Origin of the sequence: Pseudomonas sp. GD03858, assembly GCF_029840925.1 — a bacterium.
Lineage (GTDB): Bacteria > Pseudomonadota > Gammaproteobacteria > Pseudomonadales > Pseudomonadaceae > Aquipseudomonas.
In genome coordinates this window covers 1-24,453 of the sequence record NZ_JAOCDM010000047.1, presented here as the reverse complement: position 1 = coordinate 24,453, position 24,453 = coordinate 1, and the positions used below count along the sequence as shown (strand labels likewise).

Genomic DNA, 24,453 nt, shown 5'->3' with positions numbered 1-24,453 from the left:
GAGCGCTTGCGATCAAGACAGTAACAGTTAAAAAAAATCAAAATAAGCAGGTACAGTTACTTTTTGTGATCTTTTGCCGGCGCAGGCGTTAAAACGTCCGCGTGTTACGCTTGTCTTACGCGCCTGGCAGAAAAAGTACCGCGACGAGCCACGCAAGCGTCCGACAACCAGAACCATCCAGTCCCTGTGCAGGAGTCTTCCGACCATGACCCGTTCTTACCTGTTTGGCGCCGCCTTGCTGCTCTCGCTCAGCGGCGCGGCCAATGCCACCAGCTTCATCGTCACTACCGATGCCGTCGTTGGCGCCGTAGCCGCTTCCACCGATGCCACCTCCGATGTCTCGTCCTCGTTCCGTGACGACAAGATCGTCCAGGCCGCCCGTGACGACGCGGCCAGTTTCGTTGGCAGCGAAGGCCAGATCCGTGGCGCCAAGCTGGAAAGCGCCTTCGTGCATATCCGCCAGCAGATGCCGGCCTTGCAGGCCAGTGACGCGCAACTGGCGCGCGCGATCCTCGCGCTCTGACGCCCTGCCTGTTCACCCGGATTCACTGGCCTTGGCCGGTGCATCCGGGATAGCCTTCGCTGCCCGAGACCACTGCCTTCACGAAGCCCATGCGTTACCTGTTGCCTTCACTGTTCGCCCTGGCCTGCATGAGCAGCGTCCAGGCCATGGACATCACGACCCAGAGCCTGGTCGTCACCGGCTACGTCACCAGCCAGGTGACCGCCGCGCCGTTCGACCGCAAGCTGGTCGCCGCCGCGCGTGACGATGCCGCGGCATTCGTCGCCAGCGATGGCCTGATCCGTGGCGCGCGCCTGCAGGCGGCGCTCGACGCTTTGCACCAGAACATTGCCCGGCACTCTGTCGGCGACCGTGAACTGGCCGAAGCAATTCTCGTCCAATGACTACACACGACTCCCTTGCATTCCCGGAGATGCTCCATGCGTAAACCGCTGATCGCCGCCACCCTCGGCATGCTGCTGCTCGCCGACCTGGCCCAGGCACAAACCCTGGTGGCCACCAGCAACATCATCGTTCGCGCCTTTGGCCGCTCGATCGATTTCACCTCCGATACCACCACCTCGATCCGCGACTCGAAGGTGGTTCGCGAAGCCCATGACGACGCGGCCAGCTTCGTCGCCAGCCATGGCGATATCCGTGGCGCTCAGCTGGAAGCCGCCTTCGACACCCTGCGCGCGCGCGTCCCCGAGGCCCGTGACGCCAGCGACCAGGTGCTGGCCGAAGCCATCCTCGCCCTGTGAAGCGCGTGCGTGCCTGGCTGCTGGGCTGCGCCCTGACGCTGCTCGGCACGCCCGCCCTGGCCGACCTGCAACTGGTGTTGCAGGCCGATGGCCTGAACCCGTCCGAGCGGCAAGCCACCCAGACCTTGCTGGATGAGGCCATGGCCAAGCTGCCACCGCGCTTCAAACAGCAACTCGACCGGCAGATCCTGGTTGGCTGGACCGCACGCATGCCCGAGGACGCCTATGGCCAAGCCTCGCCGGTCGCCAGTCTGGACCTCAACCGGCGCCTGTTGCCGGGGCTGGTGGACGGCAGCGCGGCCCGCGAAAAGACCAACCGCCCGCATGGCACGGTTCGCGAAGAACTGCTGGCCACCGTGCTGCACGAACTCACTCATATCTATGACCGCGCCCGCCTTTGGCCGACCGCCGAGCGCCAGCTGATCACCCGCTGCAAACGCCAGCAGGGCGCGCTGGGCAAGGTCGGACTGCCTCAGGACTGCCGTGGCCAGGCCGAACGCCGCTTCACCCTGAGCGATGATCCGCGCCTGCTGGATCTGGCCGGCTGGCCGCAGTACGTCGGTCGTCGCGGCGAGCGCGAGCAGCACAACGGCCAGCTGGTTCGCAGCCCGGACGCCTACGAGCTGAGCAGCCCGAAAGAGTTCGTCGCGGTCAACATGGAGTATTTCCTCCTCGACCCGAGCTATGGCTGCCGACGCCCGGCACTGAACCAGTACCTGCGTGACCACTTCGGTTGGGCGCCGCCGCAGGACGCTTGCGTGAAGGGCCTGCCGTTCCTCAACGCCGGCAACGACTTCGCCCGCCAGCCCCTGGGTGAAATCGACCCCGAGCGGGTCTACGAGGTGGACTACCTGCTGGCCGAAGCCAACCAGAACTGGGTCAGCCGCTGGGGCCACAGCATGCTGCGCCTGGTGATCTGCGCTCCCGGTCGCCCACGCGGGCCGGCCTGCCGCCTGGACCTCGACCAGAGCCTGGTGCTGTCGTACCGCGCCTTCGTCAACGACGTGCAATTGTCCAGCTGGGACGGCCTGACCGGCGCCTATCCGTCACGGCTGTTCGTGCTGCCGCTGGGGCAGGTGATCGACGAATACACCAAGACCGAGCTGCGCAGCCTGGCCTCGGTGCCGCTCAAGCTCAGCCGTGGCGAGATCGAGAACCTGGTGCGCCAGGCCGCCGAGATGCACTGGAGCTATGACGGCAACTACTACTTCCTGTCCAACAACTGTGCGGTGGAGTCGCTCAAGCTGTTGCGCAGCGGCACCGGCAATCCAGGCCTGAACGATCTCGACGCGATCATGCCCAACGGCCTCCTTGAGGTGCTCAAGGGCCGCGGCCTGGCTGACACCAGCGTGCTGGACGATCCGCGCGAGGCCCTGCGCCTGGGCTATCGCTTCGACTCCTACCGCGACCGCTACCAGGCGATGTTCGAGGTGCTGTGCAAGCAGTTGCCGATCCGCCAGGCGACCGTCGAGGACTGGCTGGCGCTGGACGCCGAGCAGCGCCGTCAGTGGTTCGACCGCGCCGACCTGCGTACCAGCGCGGCCTTGCTGCTGCTCGAGCAAGCCGGCCTGCGGCGCCAACTGTTGCTGGCCCAGGATGAGGTCAAGCAGCGCTATTTGAGCGGACGCCAGCGCAACGACGGCAGCTTCGACAAGGCCAACGAAACCTTGCAGGCGATGTTGGCCAACAGCGGGTTCCTCAGCCGTCCGGCGGAGTTGCTAGGGGCTGGGGGCTATGGCCTGCCGCAGCCGGCGGAGCGCAAGCAGCTGGAGCAGGTGAGCAGCGAACGCCAGGCACAACTGCTGCGGCTGAGCACCGACCTGGACCAGCAGGTGAGGGCGCTGCTGGGGCCGGAACGGGGCAGGGAGATCAAGGCGGTGGAGGCCAATATCAAGCAGGTTGGCGAACACCTGAGGGCGTTGCACAAGGCGGCTGGGGGGCTGCAGCTGCCCTGATCCAGGCACTGCCTGCGGGAGCAGCTGGCTTGTTCAGGTGCTTCCATTTGCGGTGATCCCCCGTGGGGCTTCAGCCGGTGCAAAGCACCGCGTTGCTTGCTTCGCGGGCGAAGCCCGTGCCACCCTGCGCGGTCACTGTGGGAGCGGCTTCAGCCGCGAACACCGGCGCAGCCGGTGCCAGGCACCGCGTGGCTTGCTTGGCGGCGGCTCGGCGCCCCGATGAACCCGCTACCACACCGGTTGCGCCGCCCTCAAATCACTCAGAAGCTGTAGGTCCCGGTCACCACCAGGCTACGTGGGTCGCCGATCTGGATCTGCCCGGCGCTGGTCGCCGAGCTGTAATAGGTCTTGTCGGCGATGTTGCTCAGCGCCGCGCGCACGTCCCAGTCATGGGTGCGGTAGCCCGCCAGGGCGTCCCAGCGGCCGTAGCCCGGCAGTTTCACGGTGTTTTGCGTATCGGCGAAGCGGTCGCCGACCAACGTCAGGCCGGTTTCGGCATACCAGCCCAGCTCAGGTTTCCACGTCACGAAGAGACTGGCATTGCGTTTGGCGACGTCGTTGATGCGATTGCCTTCCTGGCCGTTGTTGTCCTTGACGATAGTCGCATCCTGCAGACCGATACCGCCACGTACGTACCAGTTGCCAACCACATTGCCGGTCGCCGTCAGTTCGATACCTTTCGAGCGCTGCAAGCCTGTCAGCAGAATGGTTTCCCGGTCGAGCGGGTCGCGGGTACGACGGTTGTACAGCTCGATTTCATACACGGCGAGGGTGGTGCTCAGGCGCTCGTCGAACCATTCGCTCTTGACCCCGATCTCCTTCTGGCGAGTCTGCTCGGGATCGGTATGGTTGGTATTGCCGGCCGCCTGCGGCGTGACACCGATCAGGCCACCGCCCACAGGGGCATAGCTTCTGCTCCAGGAGGCATAGAACGAATGGTCTCGCCATGGGGTGTAGACCACGCCCACCCGCGGGCTGACGCTGTTGTCTTCGACCTTTTCCGACAGGTTGCTGAGCTTGCTGGTCGTTTCCACTTCGAAGCGGTCGAAGCGCACCCCGGCCAACAGTTGCCATTGATCGTTCAGGCGAATCTGGTCCTGCAGGTACAGGCCAGCGCTGTCGACGTTGGTCAGGTTGTTGCTGGAGGTGCGCATCAGACCATTGTGCTGGTAACGCTCGGTGGCACCACTCAGTGGTACCGAGAGCACATTGACGCCCTGCTCCAGCACCGAGTGGCGACGCTGCTCGCCCACCTCCACGCCCACCAGCAGCGTGTGCTCGAGACCGTAGGTCTCTACGCGACCTTCAAGCTCCACGGTGTTGTAGATGTTGCGGGTGTGCAGGTCCTGCTGCCAGCGCTGGCGGCCGACCAGGCCGGTGGCCGGGGTGTAGCCGGTCAGGTAGGTGTTGTCGAAATCGCTGTCCAGCTCGAACAGGCTGAAGGTGTGGCGCAGTTGCCACTGCTCGTTCAGCTCGTAGTTCAGTCGCGAGCGCAGCGATTGGGCGCGGTCGTCGATGTAGTCGCGCTCGGTGTCGCCATAGGTGGTCTTGCGGCTGACGTCGGCCGGGCGCCCGGTCAGCGGATTGCCGGGGATGCCGCGATCGGGGGTGCGGTTGTAGCGGCTGTATTCGTACTGCACCAGCCAGTTCAGCTCAGGGGTGAGCTGCCAGCTCATGGACGGGGCGAACAGTTGGCGGTGGTTGCCATCGATGCCGTCGCGGAAGCTGTTCTTGTCTTCGTTGCCCAGGTTCAAGCGCAGGCTGAGGGTATCGCTCGGATCGGCGCTGAGGTCGGCGTACAGGCTGCGCAGGTCCTGGCTGCCGCCCTGGGCTTCGATGGTCGAGCGGCGGCCATGTTCCGGCGCCTTGCTCACCCGGTTGACGATGCCGCCTTGGCTGCCTCGGCCATAAAGCACGGCGGCCGGCCCCTTGAGCACCTCGACCCGCTCGATGTTGTGCAGGTCGCGGGTGTACTGGCTGTCGTCGCGGATGCCGTCCAGATAGAAGTCGTTGCTGGCGTCGAAGCCTCGAATGCGCAGGCTGTCGAAGCGGGTGTCGGCGCCGCTGCTGACGTTGGGGATGCCTTCCAGTGCCTTGCCCAGATCGCTGCTGCCGTAGTCCAGCACGTTGCGCGTCTTCACCGAGTCGATGGCCTGGGGGACGTAGCGGGCAGGCGTCGAGGTGCGGGTCGCGGTGGTCACGTCCTTGACCCGCGGATTGTCTTCTTCGCGGGTACTGTCGGCGGTCACCGAGGTTTCCGGCAGGGTGGTGGTGGCGGCAGTGGCGAGGCCGGCGCTGCACAGCAGCGACAGACCCAGGGTCAAGGGCGAAAGGCGGCAGGGGGCAAGCATCAGAGGCGTCCGATTAAGGAGTGAGAAATTGGGCGCGAATGGTAATGCTTGTTATTTGCTGTTGCTTGCCTATTCGTAAAGGCTTGTCTTTACATTTGTATCAAGATGTTGCTATTCGTTTGGATCCATTTTTGTTTTAAGAAAGTCCGAGTGAGTGATTTTCGCGGGCTCGTTTGCGTGAGTCTGGTCGCGATGCGGCGCCCATCGATATGACAGTTTTACGTCTGTCGCTCGATTTGCATAAAAGAGACAAATTTGCGCTGACCCAGGGCAGATATGCATGGAAATGCACCAGTGCGGACCTCGTTTTTGGTTATATCGACCTGCATTTCACGATTTTTTGACATGTATAAGCAGGCAGGGCTAGGATTCGGCGTCTACGCCTGCTGGCCATGACCTGGCCATGCGGCTGAAAGACCCGTTGCAGAGCAACCACGGGCCTTTCGGCTTGGATCCGCATAGCGTCGAACCTACGAAGGGGCGTTGGTTCTGGGCGTTCGAATGCAGAGCGTTTTTGATTACGAAATAAGGAAAATAAAATGTTGAAAACCAGGATCAGCCTGGTCGCTTTGGCGATGATCGCCGCGACCCAGGCACAGGCCAATGAGCAGGCCGAAAGCAAGGGCTTCATCGAGGACAGCCACGCCAACGTCCTGCTGCGCAACGCTTTCATCAACCGTGACAAGAAGCACGGCACCAACGACCAGTCCCAGTGGGGCCAGGGCGTCATCGCCAACTTCTCCTCCGGCTTCACCCAGGGCACCGTCGGTGTCGGCGTCGACGCCTTCGGCCTGTACGCCGTGCGTCTGGATGGCGGCAAGGGCCGCAACGGCGGCGGCGGTATCGACTTCTTCAAGCGCCACAACACCGTCGATGCCGACGAGCAGAGCAGCTCCGAGCACGACATCGCACGTGGCGGCGCGGCCGTGAAGTTCCGTATCTCCAACACCGTGCTCAAGTACGGTGACCAGATGCCGGCCCTGCCGGTCCTGCAGTACGACGACGCGCGTCTGCTGCCAGAGAGCTTCACCGGCACCATGATCACCTCCAAGGAGATCAAGGGTCTGGAAATCAACGCCGGCCGCTTCACCCAGGAAGCGCGCAAGAGTGCCGAACGCCGTGATGGCGGTGGCCTGAAGTCGATCAACGTGCTCGGCGGCAGCTACAAGTTCACCGACAACTTCACCGCGTCGCTGTACACCGCCGACAACGAAGACGTGATGAAGAAGCACTACCTGGGCCTGAACTACGTCTTCCCGATCGCCAGCGACCAGTCCCTGACCCTGGACTTCAACGGCTACAAGTCGGACATCGACAGCAAGTACGTGCGTGCGGCCAAGCTCAACGGCGACTCCAACACCATCTGGAGCCTGGCGGCCACCTACGCCTACGGTCCGCACTCGTTCACCCTGGCGCACCAGCGCAGCACCGGCAGCACTGGCTACAACTACGGCTGGTACCAGAACGACGGTGGCGTGGGTGACGGTGGTTCGACCATCTACCTGGCCAACTCCTACTGGTCCGACTTCAACGCCGAGGACGAGCGCTCCTGGCAGCTGGGCTACGGCCTGGACTTCGGCGCCTTCGGCGTACCGGGTCTGACCTACAAGCTGGCCTACGTGGTGGGTGACAACATCAACACCCGCAACGCGAAGAACCCGCAAGGCTTCGGCGAAGGTAAAGAGCGCGAGATCTTCAGCCAGGTACGCTACGTGGTGCAGGAAGGTCCGGCCAAGGACCTGTCGGTCAAGCTGCGTGGTTCGTTCCTGCGAACCAACAACGCTGTCCAGCAGAACGGCTACAACGACGACGGCAACGAAGTCCGCGTGTTCGTCGAGTACCCGATCAGCATCTTCTGATCCTGCTCCGGCGTCACTCGCAGCCCCGGCCTATGCCGGGGCTGTTTCTTTGCGGCGCACGGCAAGCTCGGCCGGCGCCACCTCGATCGCCGCTGTCTCCGGCGCAAAGCTGTCACTGCGCGCCATCCGCCACATCCGTGCATAGAACTCGCTATCGATCGCGCCGCTGAGCAGCTCGCCCGGCTTGAGGAAGGTGTGCAGCTGCGAGAACAGGCTGATCTCGCTTGGGCTGATGCGCCGGGCCAGGTGCTTGGGCTTGAGCTCGCTGGGATGGTCCAGGCCGGCGGCGGCAAGCATCTCGGCCAGGGCATGCAGGGTGTTGCGATGGAAGCTGGCGACCCGCTCGGCTTTCTCTGGCACCACCAGCGCCCGCTGGCGCAGCGGATCCTGGGTCGCCACGCCGGTCGGGCACTTGTTGGTGTGGCAGCTCTGCGACTGGATGCAGCCGATGGCGAACATGAAGCCGCGCGCCGAGTTGACCCAGTCGGCGCCGATGGCCAGCACGCTGGCGATATCGAAGGCACTGACCAGCTTGCCTGCCGCGCCGATGCGGATGCGTTCGCGCAGGTTCAGGCCCACCAGGGTGTTGTGCACGAACATCAGCCCCTCGCGCAGCGGCACGCCCATGTTGTCGGAGAACTCCCGGGGAGCCGCGCCAGTGCCACCTTCCTTGCCATCGACGACGATGAAGTCCGGCGTGATGCCGGTGGCCAGCATGGCCTTGGCGATGCCCATGAACTCCCACGGGTGGCCCAGGCAGAACTTGAAGCCCACCGGCTTGCCGCCGGACAGTTCGCGCAGCCGGGCGACGAATTGCAGCAGCTCCCGTGGCGTGCGGAAGGCGCTGTGGGCGGCCGGCGAGATGCAATCCTCGCCTTCGCGCACGCCACGGGTGGCGGCGATCTCGGCGCTGACCTTGTGGCCGGGCAGGATGCCGCCATGTCCGGGCTTGGCGCCCTGGCTGAGCTTGATCTCGATCATCTTCACCTGGGCATCGGCGGCCTGCTCGGCGAAACGTTCGGGGTCGAAGTGGCCGTCCTCGGTACGGCAGCCGAAGTAGCCACTGCCGATCTCCCAGATCAGGTCGCCGCCGTGCTCGCGGTGGTACGGGCTGATGCTGCCCTCGCCGGTGTCATGGGCGAAACGGCCCAGCCGCGCGCCCTTGTTCAGCGCGGCGATGGCATTGGCGCTGAGGGCACCGAAGCTCATGGCCGAGATGTTGAAGATCGACGCCGAGTACGGCTGGCGGCACTGCGGGCCGCCGATGCGGATGCGGAACGAGGCCGGGTCGGGCGTCGCTACCGGCAGCATCGAATGGCTGATGAACTCGAAGCCCGGCTTGTAGGCGTCGTTGAGGGTGCCGAAGGCTTTCTCGGCGCTTTCGTTCTTGGCCCGGGCGTAGACCAGCGAACGCTGGGCGCGGGAGAACGGCAGCTTGTCGTCGTCGCCCTCGATCAGGTACTGGCGGATCTCCGGGCGGATGGTCTCGATCAGGTAGCGGATGTTGCCCAGGATCGGGTAGTTGCGGCGCACGGCGTGGTGGCGTTGGCGCAGGTCGTTGAGGCCGACCAGGCTGAGCAGGGCGCTGATGACGGTGAAGGGCCAGAGCCAGCTGTGCGCAAGCAGGAACGGGACGCTGGCGAGGGTGAAGACCAGGCACAGGAACAGGCAGGCATAGCGGCTGGGGAACGAGTCTTTCATGGGTCCATCGCAGGCGGGATGACCCGGCCTAGGATAGGCAAAGCCCGCGGGGGGAAAACCTGGGGTTTTGGTAAAAGACTGTTACTCGACGCGGAATTGCCTTGGAGGAGTACGCACGGTCAGGTTTGACCGGAGCCAAGGCGCCGGTCTCCAATCAGGTGAACTGGATGAAGAAGAAGCCGGCTTCATCGCCTTGCTTGCCGCGCCGTGCCTGCCTGTCGACATACAGGTAGCCGCTCCAGCTTGCCTTCTTCTACATCGTCATAGAGGCGGTCGAGCTTGGTCTCATGCTTTTCGTAGAGTTGTTGCCAGTCGGTCATCAGACAGCGGTTCCCCGTCCGAAGGCGTGGTTCAGGTTCCCAAGTGGAGACCTGAAGCAGATATCCAGTTCTTTGCGCTGACCTCAAGTCGATCATGTCAGGATCACGCAGGAGAGGTTTGGTGTCCCTTCAACGGTATCAGCTAGCGCTCAGGCCGATCCTGCCACATAGATAGATGAACAGTTGCTCGGCGAGGGTGTCGGCATGCTCTGCCTTGACCAGCAACGTGAAGAAATAGTACTCGTCGAACAGTCTTTCAACGTCGCCAGGCGGGATCAGGTAGAAGTCCACATAGGCTCGGTAGAGTCGTTTGACGTCTTCGGAGATTTGCTCAAGGTCAGCGGGAAGGTTCGTGACATCATAGAAGATCCTCTTGTAGTGCTCCTGGTCGTCACTGATCTCAATGTAGGGAACACGGCGTTTTTCGCATTGCTCCCAATGAGCCCTCTGCAGTTTGCTGATGTGGTAAGTGAAGTTCATCATTGAGAATTCTGGGCTTCCAACCAGGCAACAGGACGTCGTCCTTCAAAGACCTCGAGTCTTTGCCCAGGGCGAAGTAAATCTTTGGGCGCGTTCTGTACTAGGAATCGGGCAGTTCCAGCACCTACCCGATGGCCATTTTCAATCCGATTGTCAGTGACTTGAAGCACTACACTCCAGGTAACTGATGTCCCGTCTGATCCTTCCTGTGGTGCGGTAATGACGTAATAGGTCTGGCCGAAAGGAAGTTGCGCCTTCCCCCCCTCATTCTCGTCTCGCCAGTGGATGTTGACGTTGACACTGTCGTTTTCCATTGAGTCACTTCCCACATGAAATGCTGCGTGCCCAACGAGGTTTCACGCGAGCACGGTTAAGGTCGGCGATTTCGATGTACCTTGCTTTGCCGATACTGTCCAGGTTGCTTGCGGAGAACGCCGCGTTGGCCAGTTTATCTGGAACCTTCACTTGAACGATCTTGAAGTCCCCCCCATGTCCCATAGTCTTGCCCCAGGTCACGGCATCCTTGTAAGACTCCGCAAACCACTTGCCCTCCATGGTGCCATTTGACGTCCAGGTACCCGTCCGGACGAGACCGTTGTACTCGTCCATGCTCATCGAACGATAAAGCACCGTGTCCCAGCCCAGCGGATCAATCCAGGTTATTGGATTGGGTGCGTAGGCATAAAGGTTCAGCCCTCCCCAGAGTCCTATTGGGTCGGGTTGGGTAAAGCGTCCGGTATCGGGGTCGTAGAATCTGAATGTGTTGTAGTGCAATCCGGTTTCACGATCCAGATACTGGCCCTGGAACCTGAGGTTTTGCTCCTCGTTATGTATGGGGTGGCGTCTTTCCCAGGTGCACTCACCCCACACTCGGTATCCGGCCTCCCAAACCACCTGACCTTCCTCGGAGGTCAGTCGTCGAGGCAAACCGTTGAGATGGTTGTGAAAGTGCAGAACCTGCTGATGGACACCAGAACCATCGACGCGAGCCAAGGGCTCGTGGCCCGCGTCACCGTAGAGGAACAGGCTGCGTCGTCCATTGCGCCGCTCCTCCAACAGACGTAGGCCTTCCCAGAGGAACTCTGTCTTGCTTAGTAATAAATCCCGCGAATCGTAGTGCTCTTTTGCGGTTCGTCGGCCCAGTGGATCGTATTCCATTCGCACCACGGTTTCGCGGCCGGCATGACGCGTTCGGACTTCAATCAGCCGGTGTTCGGCGTCATAGCGAAGATGCTGGATGCCGCGTGCGTTGCTGCGCTTTTCGACCAGCCGACCGAAGCCGTCGTAACGATAGCGCTTGTCTTGGAAGGCCAGCAGGCGATTGTGCCGGACCGTATGCTGTCCGATGCCATCGAGCAAGTTAGCGGCGGGGTCGTAGCTGAACTGCTCCTGCCGACCATCAGGCAGGACATGGCCGCTCAGTATCCTGGCTGTGGCGTCATACCCGAAGACGTCTCGAGTATTGGTGGAAGACTGCAGCGCCTCGACCTCAACCAGTCTGTCGGCACTGTCATACGTGTAGTAGTTGCGGGAAGCAACCAGTGATGTCCCATGCCGATCACCAGGATGGCTGCCGCGGCTTCGCAGACGTCCGGCAAGGTCGTAGTCGCTACGACACAACAGACGACCCTGAGTGCGGGATATCTCGCGATGTAACCGATCTCTCTCGAAGTCGGCGATGACACGGCCATCAAGGTTGAGCTGATGCAAGTGGCCTGATCCATACATCAGGCGGTTAACACGCCGGCCGTCTGGCAAGGAAAGCGTAGCCAGGTTGCCCAGTTCGTCATAGGTATAACCCAGCGTGCCTGTCACGCTGTGTTCTTCGAGCAATTGGCCTAGCTTGTCGTAAGTGAAGGACACTCTGGTAGTTTTGCCACCGGGGAGTGTGCAGGTCGCTGCGAGCAACTGATCCTGGTTATCGAGTAGGTAGTCGTAGCGACCGTCGGGTGTGATCTTCGCTTTCAATCGACCCGCAGCGTCCCTTTCCAGCATATGTTCGATAGGGGTTTCAGCGCTTTCGGGAGCCGGGGCAAAGACCAGCTGTACTAGATTGCCCAGAGGGTCGTAACGGTAATGCCTGCGGCTACCGTCCAGATCTTGCTGCTGGATCAGGTGGTTATTGACGCTCCATGAAAAGCGATAGCTTTCTCCATTTTCATTGGTCAGGCGTATCAGCCGACCGTAGTGATCGTAATCGAAAGCGACTTTCCGGCCACTAGCGTCAGTACGTAGTCTTATCTGGCCGCGTGGGGTATAGGCGTAGGTTGTGGTATGGCCTGCAGCATTGACATGGGCGAGCAGTGCTCCATCCGGCGCGCGTTGAAATAGCTCGCGCCCTCCATCGGCGCGCTCGATAGAGACTAATCGGCCTCGCGGATCGTGCACGTAGCGGGTCATGCCACCTTGTGCGTCAAGTGTCTGCTGCAGATAGCCACGACTGTCGTAGCTGTAACGGGTGGCGAAGCCTGAGCAATCGACCTGCTCGATCATCAGTCCTTGATCGTTCCAGCGGCGTGTCTGGGATCGGCCTGTAGCGTCGGTGCTCTCGATCAGCCTGCCGTGTTCGTCATAGCGCAAGCGTTTGACATGGCCCAGGGGACCTTCCTCGCGGATGCAGTTACCGCGTTGGTCATAGCGATACTGCCAACGATTGCCATTCCGGTCGATTTGTACTCTCGGAAGCGCCCAGTGCTCTAACCAATGAGTGGACTCGCTTCGACCTAGTGGGTCGATGGTTTGCGCTAGATTGCCCGACTCATCGTAGAAGTACTGCCAGCCGCCACCCTTTGGGTCGATTGCGTTCAGCAACTGATGCTCGTCGCTCCAATTGAAGCACCAAGTGTTTCCCAGGGCGTCGGTGTGCTCGACGATTTGGTACTGGCTGTTCCATCGATGTGTATGGGTGCGCTGAAGGCTGTCCGTGACTCGGGTCAGGCCGGCGGCGATGTCGTAGTGGAACTGGTAGTCGTCACCTTCGGATGTCCAGTGTCGAACAACCCGCCACTCTCCTTCGATCTGCAGCCATTCATAGCTGCAGCGCAGCCCTGATGATGTGCGATGCTCGAGCATGTGACGATTATCATCGTAGGCAAAATGCCGTGTGGGGCGGCCCTCACCATCTCTGACCTCCGCCAGGTCGCCAAATGCGTCATAGTCGTAGCTGGCAAGTGTCTCCAGGTTGCCATCGGGATAGTTGCGGACGATTTGCGCAACACGTCTCGGCCATTGCGCGTTGTAGTGCAGGCTAAGTCGAACCAGGTTGAAGGTATCGCTCAAGTCTGCGAGGCGTCCTTGCTCGTCGTAGCGCAGGTTCACCCGGTTGTCATTTCGATCACCAAGTTGTCCTAGTCGCAGACGCCGAGGATCCTGTGGACAGGGCTCGAACAGGCGGTATATCCCGTTGCTATCTTCGATCAGCAGTTCACCCTGGAGGCTGCGTCTGACACTGAGCCCTTCGCCAGCGCTGAATACCGCTTCACCTGGCGCGATGTGCCCCATATCGATGAGGCGCGCCTGATCATCAGTAAAATACAGGCGTTCGCCGCCTTGCGGATCGGGTTCCAGCGTAACGCAGACTTCGTAGGATACGCTCCAACCTTTTCCGAACAGGCTGTCGTGGCGTTCGTCGAGGCTGCTGTAGAAGCGTTGCCAGGTCAGTGGAATCAGCGCAGGTAGCGTGAAGTCCAACTCCTGCTCGCCACCTAATATCTTGGCACCGGTGGCTGCGTGGACAGGGTTGGGAGTGCCCACGATAGCGCGCGTCAATGCTCCGGTAACTTGGCCGCTGACGAAGCTCGCGGCACCCCCCATCAACATGCACCCAAACTTGCTATAAAACTTCCCCCCCCGCCCGCGCAACATCATCAACGCCGTGATCGCCAAGCCGATCCCCGGCGTCTTGCCACTGCGGATTTCACGCACCACGATCGGCTCGCCGCCGATGCGCACGTTGTCCGACACCAGTCCGCCATCGACGATCACCGCCTCGCAGGTGCTGCGATCGCCGCTGCGACAGGCCGGGTGGCCGTTGATCAGCACCTTGCTCGAGCCCTCGGCCAGGTACTGCGGCGGCATCGGTGGATGCTTGCTGCACAGCACCTTGTCGTCGGGGGCTTCCTGGGTGTTGGGCGCGGGGCTGGCGACGGTCGGCCGCCACATCTGCGAGAAGAAGCCCTTGGCCATGTCGAGGAAGGTTTCTTCCTGTTCCTCGGCCTGGGCGCCGCCCGCGCCACCAGTGGCCGGGGCCGATGGGGCGGTGACCACGCCGGCCGCGCGCGCGGCGCGCTTGCCGTTGGTCTTGGTATTCGGCGAGCCGCTGACGATGTTGGCTTGCACCGATGGCGGGAACAGGAAGTTGCCAATGCCCTCGCATAATCGACTGAGCCCTGTGTCCGCGCCGGTCTTGGCCATGACCACGCCGACCACCAGCCCGACCACCGCGCCGAGCACGAAGCAGCCCAGGCCACCGGTGGCCACGGTGAGGCCCAGCGCCGCGGCCACCGCGGCGGTGGCCAGGGCGCCGATGGCGACGTTGGCGGCGACTTCCAGCACCCCGCCGACGATGTCGGCCATCAGCGAGGTGTGCATCAGCGCGTCGCCTTCGCGGGCGGCCCAGAGCGCGTCGGACATGGTGAAAGGTCAGCCCAGGTTGTCGAAGTCGATGGACTGCTTGATCGCCGCCCAGTGCGCTGCCTCGGCGTCGCCCAGCGGGGTCGGCTTGACGTAGCTCAGGGCGAACATCTTGCGCGTGCCTGGCAGCACCAGCGCCAGCTGGTACTGGTAGACCTTTTCCTGACCCTTGCTGAACTGGCTGCTCAGCTCGATCGCCTCGATCGGCTGGGCCGCGCCCACCTGGGTGGCGCGGGCCGGCTGGAACTGCAGGTCCTTGACCTGCTGCTGCAGGCGCTGCAGCTGGCCGTCGAAGTTGCTCTGCAAGGTCTCGCCCTCTTCGAGCAGGCTGCGGCTGACGATCAGCGAGGTGCCCAGCGCCTCGAAGCGCAGGATGTTGATGCTGGTATCGCGCACCTGCGCGTCGGGCAGGGCGAAGCGGAATTCGTTGAGGCGGTAGCTCATGGTTCGGTCTCGTTACTTGCCGGCGCCGGGGAAGAGGGCCTTCACCGCGCCGTCGATGGTCGATTTCACACCCTGGCTCTGCGGGTCGGTCTGCGCGCCGCTGCCCACGTTCAGGTCCAGGGTGCCGCCGGTGTTGATCTCGGCGTCGGCGTTGGCGTGGAAGCTGAACTGCTCGCAACTGATGTTGATCTGCCCGCTGGCGTTGAGCTCGATCACGCTCTTGCCGCAGACCAGGCGCAGGTTCTCGCCGACTTCGATGAGGTAGCTGGTGCTGACGCTGTCGGTCTTGCTCGCGCCGACCAGCAGCATGTCGTCGCGGCGCACGGCGCGGATGCGGTCCTGGCCGATGGTGATGGTTTCGAGCATGCCGACCGTCTGGGTCCGATTCACCCCCACCGACAACGTCTCGCTCTGCTCCACCACCGTGTCCATGTTGCGTTCGGCGTGCACGTACAGCTGTTCGGCGCCCTTCTTGTCCTCCATGCGGATTTCATTGAAGTTGGCCGGGCTGCCGCCCTTGCTCGAACGGCTCTTCATGCCGCTCTGGGTGGCGCCGCCGGGCAGGTCGTAGGGCACGGTCTGTTCGGCGTTGTACACGCGTCCGGTGATGATCGGCCGGTCGGGGTCGCCTTCGAGGAAGCTGACGATGACCTCCTGGCCGATGCGCGGCACCTGGATCGAGCCCCAGTTCTTGCCCGCCGTGGCTTGCGATACGCGAATCCAGCACGAGCTGTTCTCGTTGGACTGGTCGTGACGGTCCCAATGGAAGTGCACCTTCACCCGGCCGTACTGGTCGGTCCAGATCTCCTCGCCGGACGGGCCGACCACCACGGCGGTCTGCGGGCCCTTGACGATCGGTCGCAGGGTGCTGCCGACCGGGCGGTAGCTCTGTTGGGCGTCGATGCAGCTGAGGTTGCTCTCGAACTGCGCCGCGCCACTGCCGCCACCGCTTTCCAGGCGTTCCTGATGCACGTAGTAGCGGGCCGCGACGATCAGGTACTCGCGATTCTGGTCCTGGCGGCTGAAGTTGCTCAGGTTGAACAGGTGGCCGCTGCCCAGGCCCCGGGCATTGCCGCGCAGCTCGACTCGCTCGTGCAGGCTCTGCAAAGACTCAAGGCGGGTGCGCGCGTAGTGTTCGCCGTCCTGGGTCTGCTCGTAGGCGCCGGGGTAGTCGTACAGCGGGTAGTCGCCGGCCTGGTGCGGACGCGGCATGGTCGAGCGCACGTCGATGCGTGCGCTGGGTCGCTGGAAGTCGTAGTCGTTGAGTTCCAGCGAGCCTGGCTGGACTTCCTGGGCCAGGTGCCAGTCATTGATATGGTCGCGTTCGCGGTGCTGGCCGTCCGGTGGATAGTAGGGCACGGTCTCGTAGCCGGGCGCCTTCTGGTGCGCGCCGTAGGCGTCGGCCAGCACCAGCACGTGGCGCTCCTGCTCATGGCGGAAGAAGTAGTAGATGCCTTCTTCCTCCATCAACCGGCTGACGAAGTCGAAGCTGGTCTCGCGGTACTGCACGCAGTACTCGCGCTCGCGGTAGGCGCGGCTCAGGGCGTCCTCGAAGTCCGAGAAGCCCAGGTCGCGGAACACCTGCTTGATGATCTGCGGTGCGCTCAGGTGCTGGAAGATCCGGCAGTCGCTGGTGCGCGTCAGCAGCCACAGCCACGGGCGCAGGGTGACGCGGTAGCTGGCGAACTGGCCCTGGTCCACCGACTGGCTGCAACGGGCGACGATGCCGTGGAAGTGCCGCGACGTGGCGACGCTCTGCTGCACGCTCAGGCTCATGGGCTTGCCCAGCAACTGGTTGAGGTCGATGGCCGGATCGTCGCTGGTCAGCTGCAGCTCGTAGTCGAACAGGCGGCCAAGCTCTTCGCTGCCGCCCATCTCGGCCAGGATCAGCTTGTCCGGCCCCAGCGGGCTGTTGATCTGCGCCAGGCGCGTGAACTGCTTGAACAGCATGGTCGGTCCTGTCAGTCGGCGGCGCCGAAGTCATAGTGCAGGTCATTGTCACGACGGCTGATGGCCACGCTGGCCAGCGGCTTGCCCTCGAGCAGGCGGGTGAGGAACTCGCGGCTCATGTCCGGCAGCAGGCCGTTGGTAAGAATGGCGTCGATCATGCGGCCACCGCTTTCGGTCTCGGTGCAGCGCGAGACGATCAGGTCCACCACGCCATCGTCGTAGGCGAAGCCGACCTTGTGCGTGCCTTCCACGCGCTTGCGGATGCGCTCCAGCTGCAGGCGGGTGATGGCCTTGAGCATGGCGTCGCTGAGCGGGTAGTAGGGGATGGTCACCAGGCGGCCAAGCAGCGCCGGCGGGAAGATCTCCAGCAGCGGCCTGCGCAGCCTCGTCGCCACCGCGTCAGGATCGGGCAGCGCCTGCGGGTCCTTGCAGATGTCGGCGATCAGCTCGGTGCCAGCGTTGGTGGTAAGCAGGATCAGGGTGTTGCGAAAATCGATCTGGCGGCCCTCTCCGTCTTCCATCACACCCTTGTCGAACACCTGGAAGAAGATCTCGTGCACGTCCGGGTGGGCCTTTTCCACCTCGTCCAGCAGCACCACGCTGTACGGGCGCCGGCGCACCGCTTCGGTCAGCACGCCGCCCTCGCCGTAGCCGACGTAGCCGGGCGGCGCGCCCTTGAGGGTGGAGACGGTGTGGGCTTCCTGAAACTCGCTCATGTTGATGGTGATCAGGTTCTGCTCGCCGCCGTACATGGCTTCGGCCAGGGCCAGCGCGGTCTCGGTCTTGCCCACGCCGGAGGTGCCGGCGAGCATGAACACGCCGATCGGCTTGTTCGGGTTGTCCAGGCCGGCGCGGGAGGTCTGGATGCGCTTGGCGATCATCTTCAGCGCGTGGTCCTGGCCGATGATGCGCTTGGCCAGGTGGCTGTCGAGGTTGAGCACGGTCTCGATCTCGTTGCGCGCCATGCGGCCCACCGGAATGCCGGTCCAGTCGGCGACCACCGAGGCCACCGCCTGGTAGTCCACGGTCGGCAGGATCAGCGGGCTCTCGCCTTGCAGCTGGCTCAGGCGTTGTTGCAGGTCGACGAGCTTTTCTCGCAGTTCGTGGCTGCCCTGCACATCCACTTCCTGGTCGACCACGCCGACCTGTTCGCGCAGTTGCGCGCGGGTGGCCAGCAGTTCGTCGACCAGGGTCTTTTCTTCGGCCCAGCGGCTTTCGAGCGCGGCCAGGCGTTCGCGTTCCTCGGCCAGCAGGCTGTCGGCCTGGGCCTGGCGCTGCCCGGTCTGCACGCCGATCGCGGCCTCGCGGGCGATGATCTGCAACTCGACTTCCAGCGCCTCGATGCGTCGGCGGCTGTCGTCCACCTCGGCGGGCACCGCGTGCAGGCTGATGGCGACGCGGGCGCAGGCGGTGTCGAGCAGGCTCACCGACTTGTCCGGCAGCTGGCGCGCCGGGATGTAGCGGTGCGACAGTTTCACGGCGGCTTCCAGCGCTTCGTCGAGGATCTGCACCTGGTGGTGCTTCTCCATGGTCGAGGCCACGCCGCGCATCATCAGCAGCGCCTTGGCCTCGCTCGGCTCGTCCACCTGCACCACCTGGAAGCGGCGGGTCAGGGCCGGGTCTTTCTCGATATGCTTCTTGTATTCGGCCCAGGTGGTCGCGGCCACGGTGCGCAGGCTGCCACGGGCCAGGGCCGGCTTGAGCAGGTTGGCGGCGTCACCGGTACCGGCCGCGCCGCCGGCGCCGACCAGGGTGTGGGCTTCGTCGATGAACAGGATGATTGGCTTGGGCGAGGCCTGCACGTCCTCGATCACCTGGCGCAGGCGCTGTTCGAATTCGCCTTTCATGCTGGCCCCGGCCTGCAGCAGGCCGACATCCAGGCTGCGCAGTTCGACGTCCTTCAAGGCCGGAGGCACGTCGCCGGCGACGATGCGCAGGGCGAAGCCTTCGACCACGGCGGTCTTGCCCACGCCGGCCTCGCCGGTGAGGATCGGGTTGTTCTGGCGGCGGCGCATGAGAATGTCGACCAGCTGGCGGATCTCCTCGTCACGGCCGACGATGGGATCGAGCTTGCCGCTGCGGGCCTGTTCGGTGAGGTCGACGGTGAAGCGCTTGAGCGCCTCCTGCTTGCCCATCGCCGCTGGGGCCACGGCGCCGCTGGCCTCGCCCGGCGCGGCGGCGCTGAAGCCGTCGCTGGCGGCCAGGTTGTTTTCCGGCGAGTCGCCGACGTACTCGTCGAAGCGCTCGCTCAGGGCCTCGATCTTCAGCTTGGCGAACTCGCTGGACAGCCCCAGCAGGGCGTTGCGCAGGCTCGGGGTCTTGAGGATGCCGACCAGCAGGTAGCCGGTGCGCACCTGGCTTTCGCCGAACATCAGGCTGCCGTAGACCCAGCCGCGCTCGACGGCCTCTTCGACCTGGGAGGACAGGTCGGTGATCGAGGTCGAGCCGCGTGGCAGGCGGTCCAGGGCGTCGGTCAGGTCGCGGGCCAGGCGCGCCGGCTCGACGTTGAACTGGCGCACGATGCGATGCAGGTCGCTGTCCTGCAGTTGCAACAGTTGGTGCAGCCAGTGCGCCAGCTCGACATAGGGGTTGCCCCGCAGCTTGCAGAACACCGTGGCGGCCTCGATGGCCTTGTAGGCGACGCTGTTGAGTTTGCCGAACAGCGCGGCGCGGCTGATTTCACCCATGGTCCTGACTCCTTGTGTGGGGCGCGGCGACCGGCTGCTCGGCGTAGTACCGGGCCAGCTTCAGGTCGTTGGCATCGTGCGACGGGCGGCCGAGCCAGGTGTCGAACCCCAGGCGTTGGCCGGCATTGAGTTGCAGCGCGGGCACCTGGCCCTGCGCGAGGATGAGGTTGAGGTCCCAGTCCAGCTCCTGGCCCAGGTACTCGGCGACCCAGGCCGCCAGCTCGACGAACGCCTGCCCGCCGGGGAGCAGGGCGTGGTACTGGTCGAGGGTCAGCGGGCCCAGGCACAGGCGGAACTTGTGCTGGCGGTCCCAGACGTAGCGGCCCAGGCACAGGTCCAGGCCCAGGCGGTTGGCGCGCACGCCGAGCTGGCTGCGCTCGGGCAGTTCCAGCCATTGGCCGACGTATTCCTCGAGCTTCACCGGCACGCCGAAATAGCTCGACAGGATGCTGCACAGACCGTCCGGGTAGCGGGTCTGCGCCGCCAGGTGGCCGGACCAGTGCAGCTTGGCGGTATCGGCCAGCGGCCCCTGGCCTTGCAGTTCCGCTTGGCCGCGGCCACTGAGGGCGGCCAGGCGCGCGGCCCAGTAGTCGTCGCCAGGGCGGTCGTGGCTGACGGTGGGCCGGGCTTCGGCCCAGGCACGGTAGAACAGGCTCAGCAGACGGTGGTGGAAGATGTCGAGGAAGCGCTTGCTGGTCGGGTCGGCGTGGTTGCGCTGGCGCTCGCGCATGTACTCGGTCAGGTGCAGCGGCAGCGGGCCGTTGGGGCCGCCGAGGCCGAAGAAGAACTGCTCCAGGCGCGCCGGCTGATCGTCGTTGGCCGTGACCGAGGCCAGCGTCGCCGGGGCGAAGCCGCAATCCAGGCGCTGGCCCAGGCGCACCGGCTCGTCGGCCAGGCGCAGCGAGTGGCCGAAGCGCGGCAGCTCGGGGTTTTCCGCCTCGAGGCGGCGCAGCGCCTGGAAGAAGTCGTACTCCCAGGGCTCGGCTTGCATCGCTTGTAGCGTGTTCACAGGGTCGGCCTGCGTCCGGGCTTGGCGTTCCAGCGCATGATCTCGCCACGTTCGCTGGTGCGCAGCACGGTTTCGGTGAAGCTGTTGATCGACACGTAACGGGTCAGGAAGCGCTCGAACACCGCGCCCAGGAGGAACACGCCGGTGCCGCGGAAGGCGTTTTCGTCGAATTCCAGGGTGATCTCCAGGCCACGGCCAAACACGATCGGCCCGGGCATCGGCAGGCGCCGGGTGCAGGGCTTGCAGCTGACCTCGCGCAGCCCGTCGATCTGCAGTTGCAGGGCGCTGTCCTGCGGGTCGCCGTACAGCCGCAACAGCTCGCGCAGGGCGGCGGCGCCCTGGCCTTGCTCGGCCAGCGACAGGTAGTTCAGCGACAGCTGGCTGATCAGGCGCCAGGCCCGGTTGTCGTGGGCATGGCTGGCCTTGGGTCGGCTGGGGCCGGCCAGGCAGCGCACGGCGGACACCGGCGCGCTGTCGGCCAGGCTGAAGTCGCTGCGCCCGTCGCCGACGTTCATGAACAGCGGCAGGTCGCGATTGCTGCACAGCGCGCCGATGCCCAGCTGGCGCAGGTCGTGGCGGTACGGCGCCTGCTGGCCATCGACCAGGCTGACGAAGGTCTCGCTGCCCATGTAGCTGGAGCGGGTGCCGTTGCGCCGTTGTTCGCTGGACAGCACCCGTGGCTCGCGGCGGACGATGTAGTAGGCCTGGTCGCGGCCATAGCGCGACGGATCGCGCACGGCGTAGAACGGCAGGAACGCCTGGTCCGCTCCGGTACCATGGCCGGTGACCTGTTGCAGCGAGTGGATCTCGAAATCGGTGGGCCGGGTGCGATCGGCGATCACATGGTGTTCGTGAACCCGGTCGGTCAGGTGGATGCGGTCGACCCGGCGCGGGAACAGGTTGATCGCCGGGGTACAGAAGGGGACGAACTGCGCGCTGCCCACGCTGCTTTCCAGCGCGGAGTCGAAGCGCTCGAACAGCACCAGCAGCTCCAGCTCCTGGCCGTCGCAACGTTTGACCGCACGTTCCAGCCCGGCGAAATCGACGAACAGGAAACGCTGCGGCAGGGCGAAGTATTCCTGCAACAGGCGATAGCCCTGGAACGCTTGTGGCACCACCGGCAACGCCGCTTCGCGGTCATCGAAGCCGCACGGCAGCAACGCCTGCTCGACCGGAATGCGTTCGACCCAGTCGGCGCCTGGCTGGCGCACGAACACCGCGCAGGCGCTGCCCAGCAGTTGCTCGTACAGGCGAAATGGCGTTTCGTCGGCGCCGTTCAGGTACAGCGGCAAGTGCGTCAGCGGCAGGCTGGCGAAGGGGATTTCCGCGCCGCTGCGCAAGGTCAGGCGCAGCCCGGCGCGGGCCTTCGGTTCGCTGGCGGCCAGGCGTCCGAGCACGGCGGCGGGGTTGCCGAAGTATTCGGCGCTGGCCACCTGTAGTGGCCACAGGGTGACATCCTGGGTGGTGCGGAACTCGCACGGCGTCTGCGAGTTGCGCCCGAGGTTGGCGCGCAGCACGCTGTCGCGCGGTAGCTGGAAACCGGCGGCCAGCGAGCCCTCGTCGGGGTCGGTCTGCAGCTGTACCACGGTCATCGACGGGGTCGGCGCCAGGTAATGCGGGTAGGCGATTTCCAGCAGGTTATGGGTGAAGGTCGGGTACTCGGCGTCGAGCTTGAGCTGCACCCGTGCGGTGAGGTAGGCGAAGCCTTCCAGCAGGCGCTCGACATACGGGTCGGCGCATTCGATCCCGGACAGCGTCAGGCGCCCGGCAATCTTCGGGTATTCCTTGGCGAACTCCGCAGCACCCTCGCGGATGTGCTGCAGCTCCTGGTTGTACAGCTCGAGCAGGCGCGGGTTCATGGGCGTCTCCGGCGTTCGGCGGGGGCCACGCGCACGTGCCCGGACTCCAGGTCCACGTCGGTCTGCAGCAGCAGCGGCAGGGCCGCCGGCTGGGCCCACAGATCACCCTCGATTTCGAAACTCAGCGCGTTGGCGTTCATCTCGCCGGGCGCGGCCTGGGCGCGCACCTTGAGGGTATGGGCGAGGATGCGCGGCTCGTAGGTGGCGATGGCCTGGTGGATGATGCGCTCCAGCGCCACCAGGTCGATGTTCGAGGCGCTGTTGCCGGCCAGGGCCGGCAGGCCGTAGTTGACCACCGAGACACCGGCCTGGGTGTGCAAGGTGTCGTGGCTGTCCAGCAGTGACGTGGTGTTGAGCAGCCAGGCCAGGTCGCGCAGCACCGAAGCCTTGAGCTGCTGCAGGCTGAGCACGCGCTTGTCGGGGGCTTCCTGCGGGTTGCCCGGGTCGTCGTCGGTCAGGCGATCCAGCAGCGAGGGCTGCAGGCGGTCGCGGGTGGCGATCTCGGCTACCACTGGAACAGCCCCACGAAGTTCTTCTGGTCCTCGACGCCGGTATCGCACGACGCGCTCGACGCCGCGACTGAAGCCTCCAGGCCGGCCTGGATCAGGCGCACGGCGCGGGAGGTCTTCAGGCATTCGCCCTTGAGGGTCGGGTGCGGCTGCACATGGGTCACCAGCACGATCGGCACGCCGTTGAACTGTTCGACCCGGGCCTTGCCGGCACGATCCGGGCTCAGGCTGCACGGCCAGCGCATGTCCAGCGGCAGGTTTTGCTCGCCCTGGCTGAGGACGCACTGGCCCGCCTGTTCGCTCAGGCTGACAGGCGTACCGCCCATGTCGGCCTGGGTCAGCAGTCGCGGGTTTTCGGTATCGGCGCAGGCGCTCAGGCCCATCAGCAGCAGGCCGGCGAGGCTCAGGCGCTTCATGTCAGCTCCCAGAACCAGACCGCCTGGGACTGGTACGCGTCGTCATTGAAGCCCTTGGTCAGGCCGCGGTTCCACAGGTCGATATGATCGCCCGAGCGGTCTTCCCAGCGTTGCCCGTTACGCGCATAGCAGTTGCGGTAGAAGATGATGCCGGTCTTGGTGCCGAGCTGGGCACGAGCCTGAGCGGTGCCGGCGATCTTCAGCGGGTAGAACAGTCGCCCTTCCAGCCAGTTGGCCAGGGACTCCGCGCCACGGGCGTGGCCATGGGCGCACTTGGGTTCGGTATAGGTCGACTTGTTGACCTTGAGGCTCATCTCGCCGTTGAGCGCGATGCTCATGCGGATGGCGCACTGGTTGTCCCACGGACCATCGCAGGGGGAGGACACTTTCGGATAGGCATTCCACAGGTTGATGAAAGAAGGCTTGGCCATGATGTCCACCGTGGGCGGGTGAGGTGTGGGAAGGGCGCCCGCGCCGCCTGGGGCGGCACGGGCACGGGCGATCAGATCTTGACGTTGGAGCGGATGTTCCAGCCGTACTTGATCGGGCCGCCTTCCTTGGTGCCGTCGGCTTTCTGCGGTTGATAGTCGACGGTGACCTTGGCGAAGTTCAGGGTCACGTTCTCGGTCAGGCGGTCGTCGCTGCCCGAGCCGCCGGTGCTCAGCGAGCTGATGATCACCTCTTCGAGGTTGATGATCAGGTATTCGACCTGGCTTTCGCCGCCGGCCTTGCGCACCGTGAGCTTGACCTTGTCGATGTGCTTGCCGCTGGAGCAGTGGGCCATCAGGTTGGGGCTGGACTTGTCGATGTACTTGGTGATCGACAGGTCCTGGATGTTGACCTTGCCCGAGCCGCCGCCGCTGCCCATGTGCATGTTGCCGGACTGGGACATGCCCCAGCTCCAGTTGAGCACGTCGATTTCGTCCTTGTGGGCCTTGTCCTGGGACTCGCCCTTGATGTCGCCGATCTTGATGAAAATATCTACAGCCATGATGTCCTCGGGATTTCGCGTCGGTTA

The 24,453-nt window shown here is 64.2% G+C and carries 19 protein-coding genes; 5 read left to right on the top strand and 14 right to left on the bottom strand.

The window, feature by feature from the left end; genetic code table 11:
* Nucleotides 1–205 precede the first annotated feature (205 nt).
* The 4 genes from N5D48_RS14120 (at nt 206) to N5D48_RS14105 (ending at nt 3,218) form a co-directional block, all read left to right on the top strand.
* Complete coding sequence (locus tag N5D48_RS14120) at nt 206–523, top strand: DUF2388 domain-containing protein (protein WP_279885187.1); 318 nt, start codon at nt 206–208, stop codon at nt 521–523.
* Nucleotides 524–612: 89 nt separating this feature from the next.
* The gene (locus N5D48_RS14115) at nt 613–906 is read left to right on the top strand and encodes a DUF2388 domain-containing protein (protein WP_279885185.1); all 294 of its coding nucleotides are present in this window, start codon (nt 613–615) and stop codon (nt 904–906) included.
* 36 nt (nt 907–942) lie between these two features.
* Nucleotides 943–1,263, top strand: coding sequence for a DUF2388 domain-containing protein (locus N5D48_RS14110; protein ID WP_279885182.1), 321 nt, complete (start codon nt 943–945; stop codon nt 1,261–1,263).
* Nucleotides 1,260–3,218 carry a DUF4105 domain-containing protein gene (locus N5D48_RS14105; protein ID WP_279885180.1) on the top strand — a complete coding sequence of 653 codons (1,959 nt, stop codon included), beginning with the start codon at nt 1,260–1,262 and terminating at the stop codon, nt 3,216–3,218. The genes N5D48_RS14110 and N5D48_RS14105 overlap by 4 nt, the downstream gene beginning before the upstream one ends.
* A 260-nt stretch (nt 3,219–3,478) precedes the next feature.
* Here N5D48_RS14105 and N5D48_RS14100 read toward each other — a convergent pair whose 3' ends face one another.
* Complete coding sequence (locus N5D48_RS14100) at nt 3,479–5,569, bottom strand: TonB-dependent siderophore receptor (protein ID WP_279885179.1); 2,091 nt, start codon at nt 5,567–5,569, stop codon at nt 3,479–3,481.
* Nucleotides 5,570–6,108: 539 nt separating this feature from the next.
* On the opposite strand from N5D48_RS14100, the gene N5D48_RS14095 reads away from it, so the two are divergent.
* Nucleotides 6,109–7,428 carry an OprD family porin gene (locus N5D48_RS14095; RefSeq protein WP_279885178.1) on the top strand — a complete coding sequence of 440 codons (1,320 nt, stop codon included), beginning with the start codon at nt 6,109–6,111 and terminating at the stop codon, nt 7,426–7,428.
* Nucleotides 7,429–7,458: 30 nt separating this feature from the next.
* On the opposite strand, the gene N5D48_RS14090 is transcribed toward N5D48_RS14095, so the two are convergent.
* From N5D48_RS14090 to N5D48_RS14030, 13 genes are all read right to left on the bottom strand, one after another.
* The gene (locus N5D48_RS14090) at nt 7,459–9,129 is read right to left on the bottom strand and encodes an FMN-binding glutamate synthase family protein (protein ID WP_279885177.1); all 1,671 of its coding nucleotides are present in this window, start codon (nt 9,127–9,129) and stop codon (nt 7,459–7,461) included.
* 185 nt (nt 9,130–9,314) lie between these two features.
* Nucleotides 9,315–9,449, bottom strand: coding sequence for a hypothetical protein (locus N5D48_RS14085; RefSeq protein ID WP_279885175.1), 135 nt, complete (start codon nt 9,447–9,449; stop codon nt 9,315–9,317).
* A gap of 138 nt (nt 9,450–9,587) precedes the next feature.
* Complete coding sequence (locus N5D48_RS14080; protein ID WP_279885174.1) at nt 9,588–9,929, bottom strand: hypothetical protein; 342 nt, start codon at nt 9,927–9,929, stop codon at nt 9,588–9,590.
* Nucleotides 9,930–10,247: 318 nt separating this feature from the next.
* Entirely contained in the window at nt 10,248–14,561 is a 4,314-nt protein-coding gene (locus tag N5D48_RS14075) for an RHS repeat-associated core domain-containing protein (RefSeq protein ID WP_279885172.1), read from the bottom strand.
* Between the two features lie 9 nt (nt 14,562–14,570).
* Nucleotides 14,571–15,005 (bottom strand): DcrB-related protein, encoded by a 435-nt coding sequence (locus tag N5D48_RS14070; protein WP_279885170.1) that lies wholly within the window; start codon nt 15,003–15,005, stop codon nt 14,571–14,573.
* A gap of 12 nt (nt 15,006–15,017) precedes the next feature.
* The gene (locus N5D48_RS14065; RefSeq protein WP_279885168.1) at nt 15,018–16,955 is read right to left on the bottom strand and encodes a type VI secretion system tip protein VgrG; all 1,938 of its coding nucleotides are present in this window, start codon (nt 16,953–16,955) and stop codon (nt 15,018–15,020) included.
* An 11-nt stretch (nt 16,956–16,966) separates the two neighbouring features.
* Nucleotides 16,967–19,642: a type VI secretion system ATPase TssH gene (gene tssH, locus N5D48_RS14060; RefSeq protein WP_279885166.1), complete on the bottom strand. Its 2,676-nt coding sequence runs from the start codon at nt 19,640–19,642 to the stop codon at nt 16,967–16,969.
* Nucleotides 19,635–20,684 carry a type VI secretion system baseplate subunit TssG gene (gene tssG, locus N5D48_RS14055; RefSeq protein WP_279885215.1) on the bottom strand — a complete coding sequence of 350 codons (1,050 nt, stop codon included), beginning with the start codon at nt 20,682–20,684 and terminating at the stop codon, nt 19,635–19,637. The genes tssH and tssG overlap by 8 nt, the downstream gene beginning before the upstream one ends.
* Nucleotides 20,648–22,510, bottom strand: coding sequence for a type VI secretion system baseplate subunit TssF (gene tssF, locus N5D48_RS14050; RefSeq protein WP_279885163.1), 1,863 nt, complete (start codon nt 22,508–22,510; stop codon nt 20,648–20,650). The genes tssG and tssF overlap by 37 nt, the downstream gene beginning before the upstream one ends.
* Nucleotides 22,507–23,022: a type VI secretion system baseplate subunit TssE gene (gene tssE / locus N5D48_RS14045; RefSeq protein ID WP_279885161.1), complete on the bottom strand. Its 516-nt coding sequence runs from the start codon at nt 23,020–23,022 to the stop codon at nt 22,507–22,509. Before tssE ends, tssF begins: the two co-directional genes overlap by 4 nt.
* Nucleotides 23,016–23,435: a hypothetical protein gene (locus tag N5D48_RS14040; protein WP_279885159.1), complete on the bottom strand. Its 420-nt coding sequence runs from the start codon at nt 23,433–23,435 to the stop codon at nt 23,016–23,018. The genes tssE and N5D48_RS14040 overlap by 7 nt, the downstream gene beginning before the upstream one ends.
* Complete coding sequence (locus N5D48_RS14035) at nt 23,432–23,866, bottom strand: type VI secretion system amidase effector protein Tae4 (protein ID WP_279885157.1); 435 nt, start codon at nt 23,864–23,866, stop codon at nt 23,432–23,434. Before N5D48_RS14035 ends, N5D48_RS14040 begins: the two co-directional genes overlap by 4 nt.
* Before the next feature lie 71 nt (nt 23,867–23,937).
* Nucleotides 23,938–24,426, bottom strand: coding sequence for a type VI secretion system tube protein Hcp (locus N5D48_RS14030; protein ID WP_196143895.1), 489 nt, complete (start codon nt 24,424–24,426; stop codon nt 23,938–23,940).
* Nucleotides 24,427–24,453 lie beyond the last annotated feature (27 nt).

Coding starts and splice junctions, on each gene's coding strand:
- N5D48_RS14035 (WP_279885157.1), bottom strand. CDS start 23,866: ATGGCCAAGCCTTCTTTCATCAACCTGTGGAATGCCTATCCGAAAGTG.
- N5D48_RS14065 (WP_279885168.1), bottom strand. CDS start 16,955: ATGCTGTTCAAGCAGTTCACGCGCCTGGCGCAGATCAACAGCCCGCTG.
- N5D48_RS14115 (WP_279885185.1), top strand. CDS start 613: ATGCGTTACCTGTTGCCTTCACTGTTCGCCCTGGCCTGCATGAGCAGC.
- N5D48_RS14080 (WP_279885174.1), bottom strand. CDS start 9,929: ATGAACTTCACTTACCACATCAGCAAACTGCAGAGGGCTCATTGGGAG.
- N5D48_RS14110 (WP_279885182.1), top strand. CDS start 943: ATGCGTAAACCGCTGATCGCCGCCACCCTCGGCATGCTGCTGCTCGCC.
- N5D48_RS14095 (WP_279885178.1), top strand. CDS start 6,109: ATGTTGAAAACCAGGATCAGCCTGGTCGCTTTGGCGATGATCGCCGCG.
- N5D48_RS14075 (WP_279885172.1), bottom strand. CDS start 14,561: ATGTCCGACGCGCTCTGGGCCGCCCGCGAAGGCGACGCGCTGATGCAC.
- N5D48_RS14085 (WP_279885175.1), bottom strand. CDS start 9,449: ATGACCGACTGGCAACAACTCTACGAAAAGCATGAGACCAAGCTCGAC.
- N5D48_RS14120 (WP_279885187.1), top strand. CDS start 206: ATGACCCGTTCTTACCTGTTTGGCGCCGCCTTGCTGCTCTCGCTCAGC.
- tssF (WP_279885163.1), bottom strand. CDS start 22,510: ATGAACCCGCGCCTGCTCGAGCTGTACAACCAGGAGCTGCAGCACATC.
- N5D48_RS14030 (WP_196143895.1), bottom strand. CDS start 24,426: ATGGCTGTAGATATTTTCATCAAGATCGGCGACATCAAGGGCGAGTCC.
- N5D48_RS14070 (WP_279885170.1), bottom strand. CDS start 15,005: ATGAGCTACCGCCTCAACGAATTCCGCTTCGCCCTGCCCGACGCGCAG.
- tssH (WP_279885166.1), bottom strand. CDS start 19,642: ATGGGTGAAATCAGCCGCGCCGCGCTGTTCGGCAAACTCAACAGCGTC.
- N5D48_RS14100 (WP_279885179.1), bottom strand. CDS start 5,569: ATGCTTGCCCCCTGCCGCCTTTCGCCCTTGACCCTGGGTCTGTCGCTG.
- N5D48_RS14090 (WP_279885177.1), bottom strand. CDS start 9,129: ATGAAAGACTCGTTCCCCAGCCGCTATGCCTGCCTGTTCCTGTGCCTG.
- N5D48_RS14040 (WP_279885159.1), bottom strand. CDS start 23,435: ATGAAGCGCCTGAGCCTCGCCGGCCTGCTGCTGATGGGCCTGAGCGCC.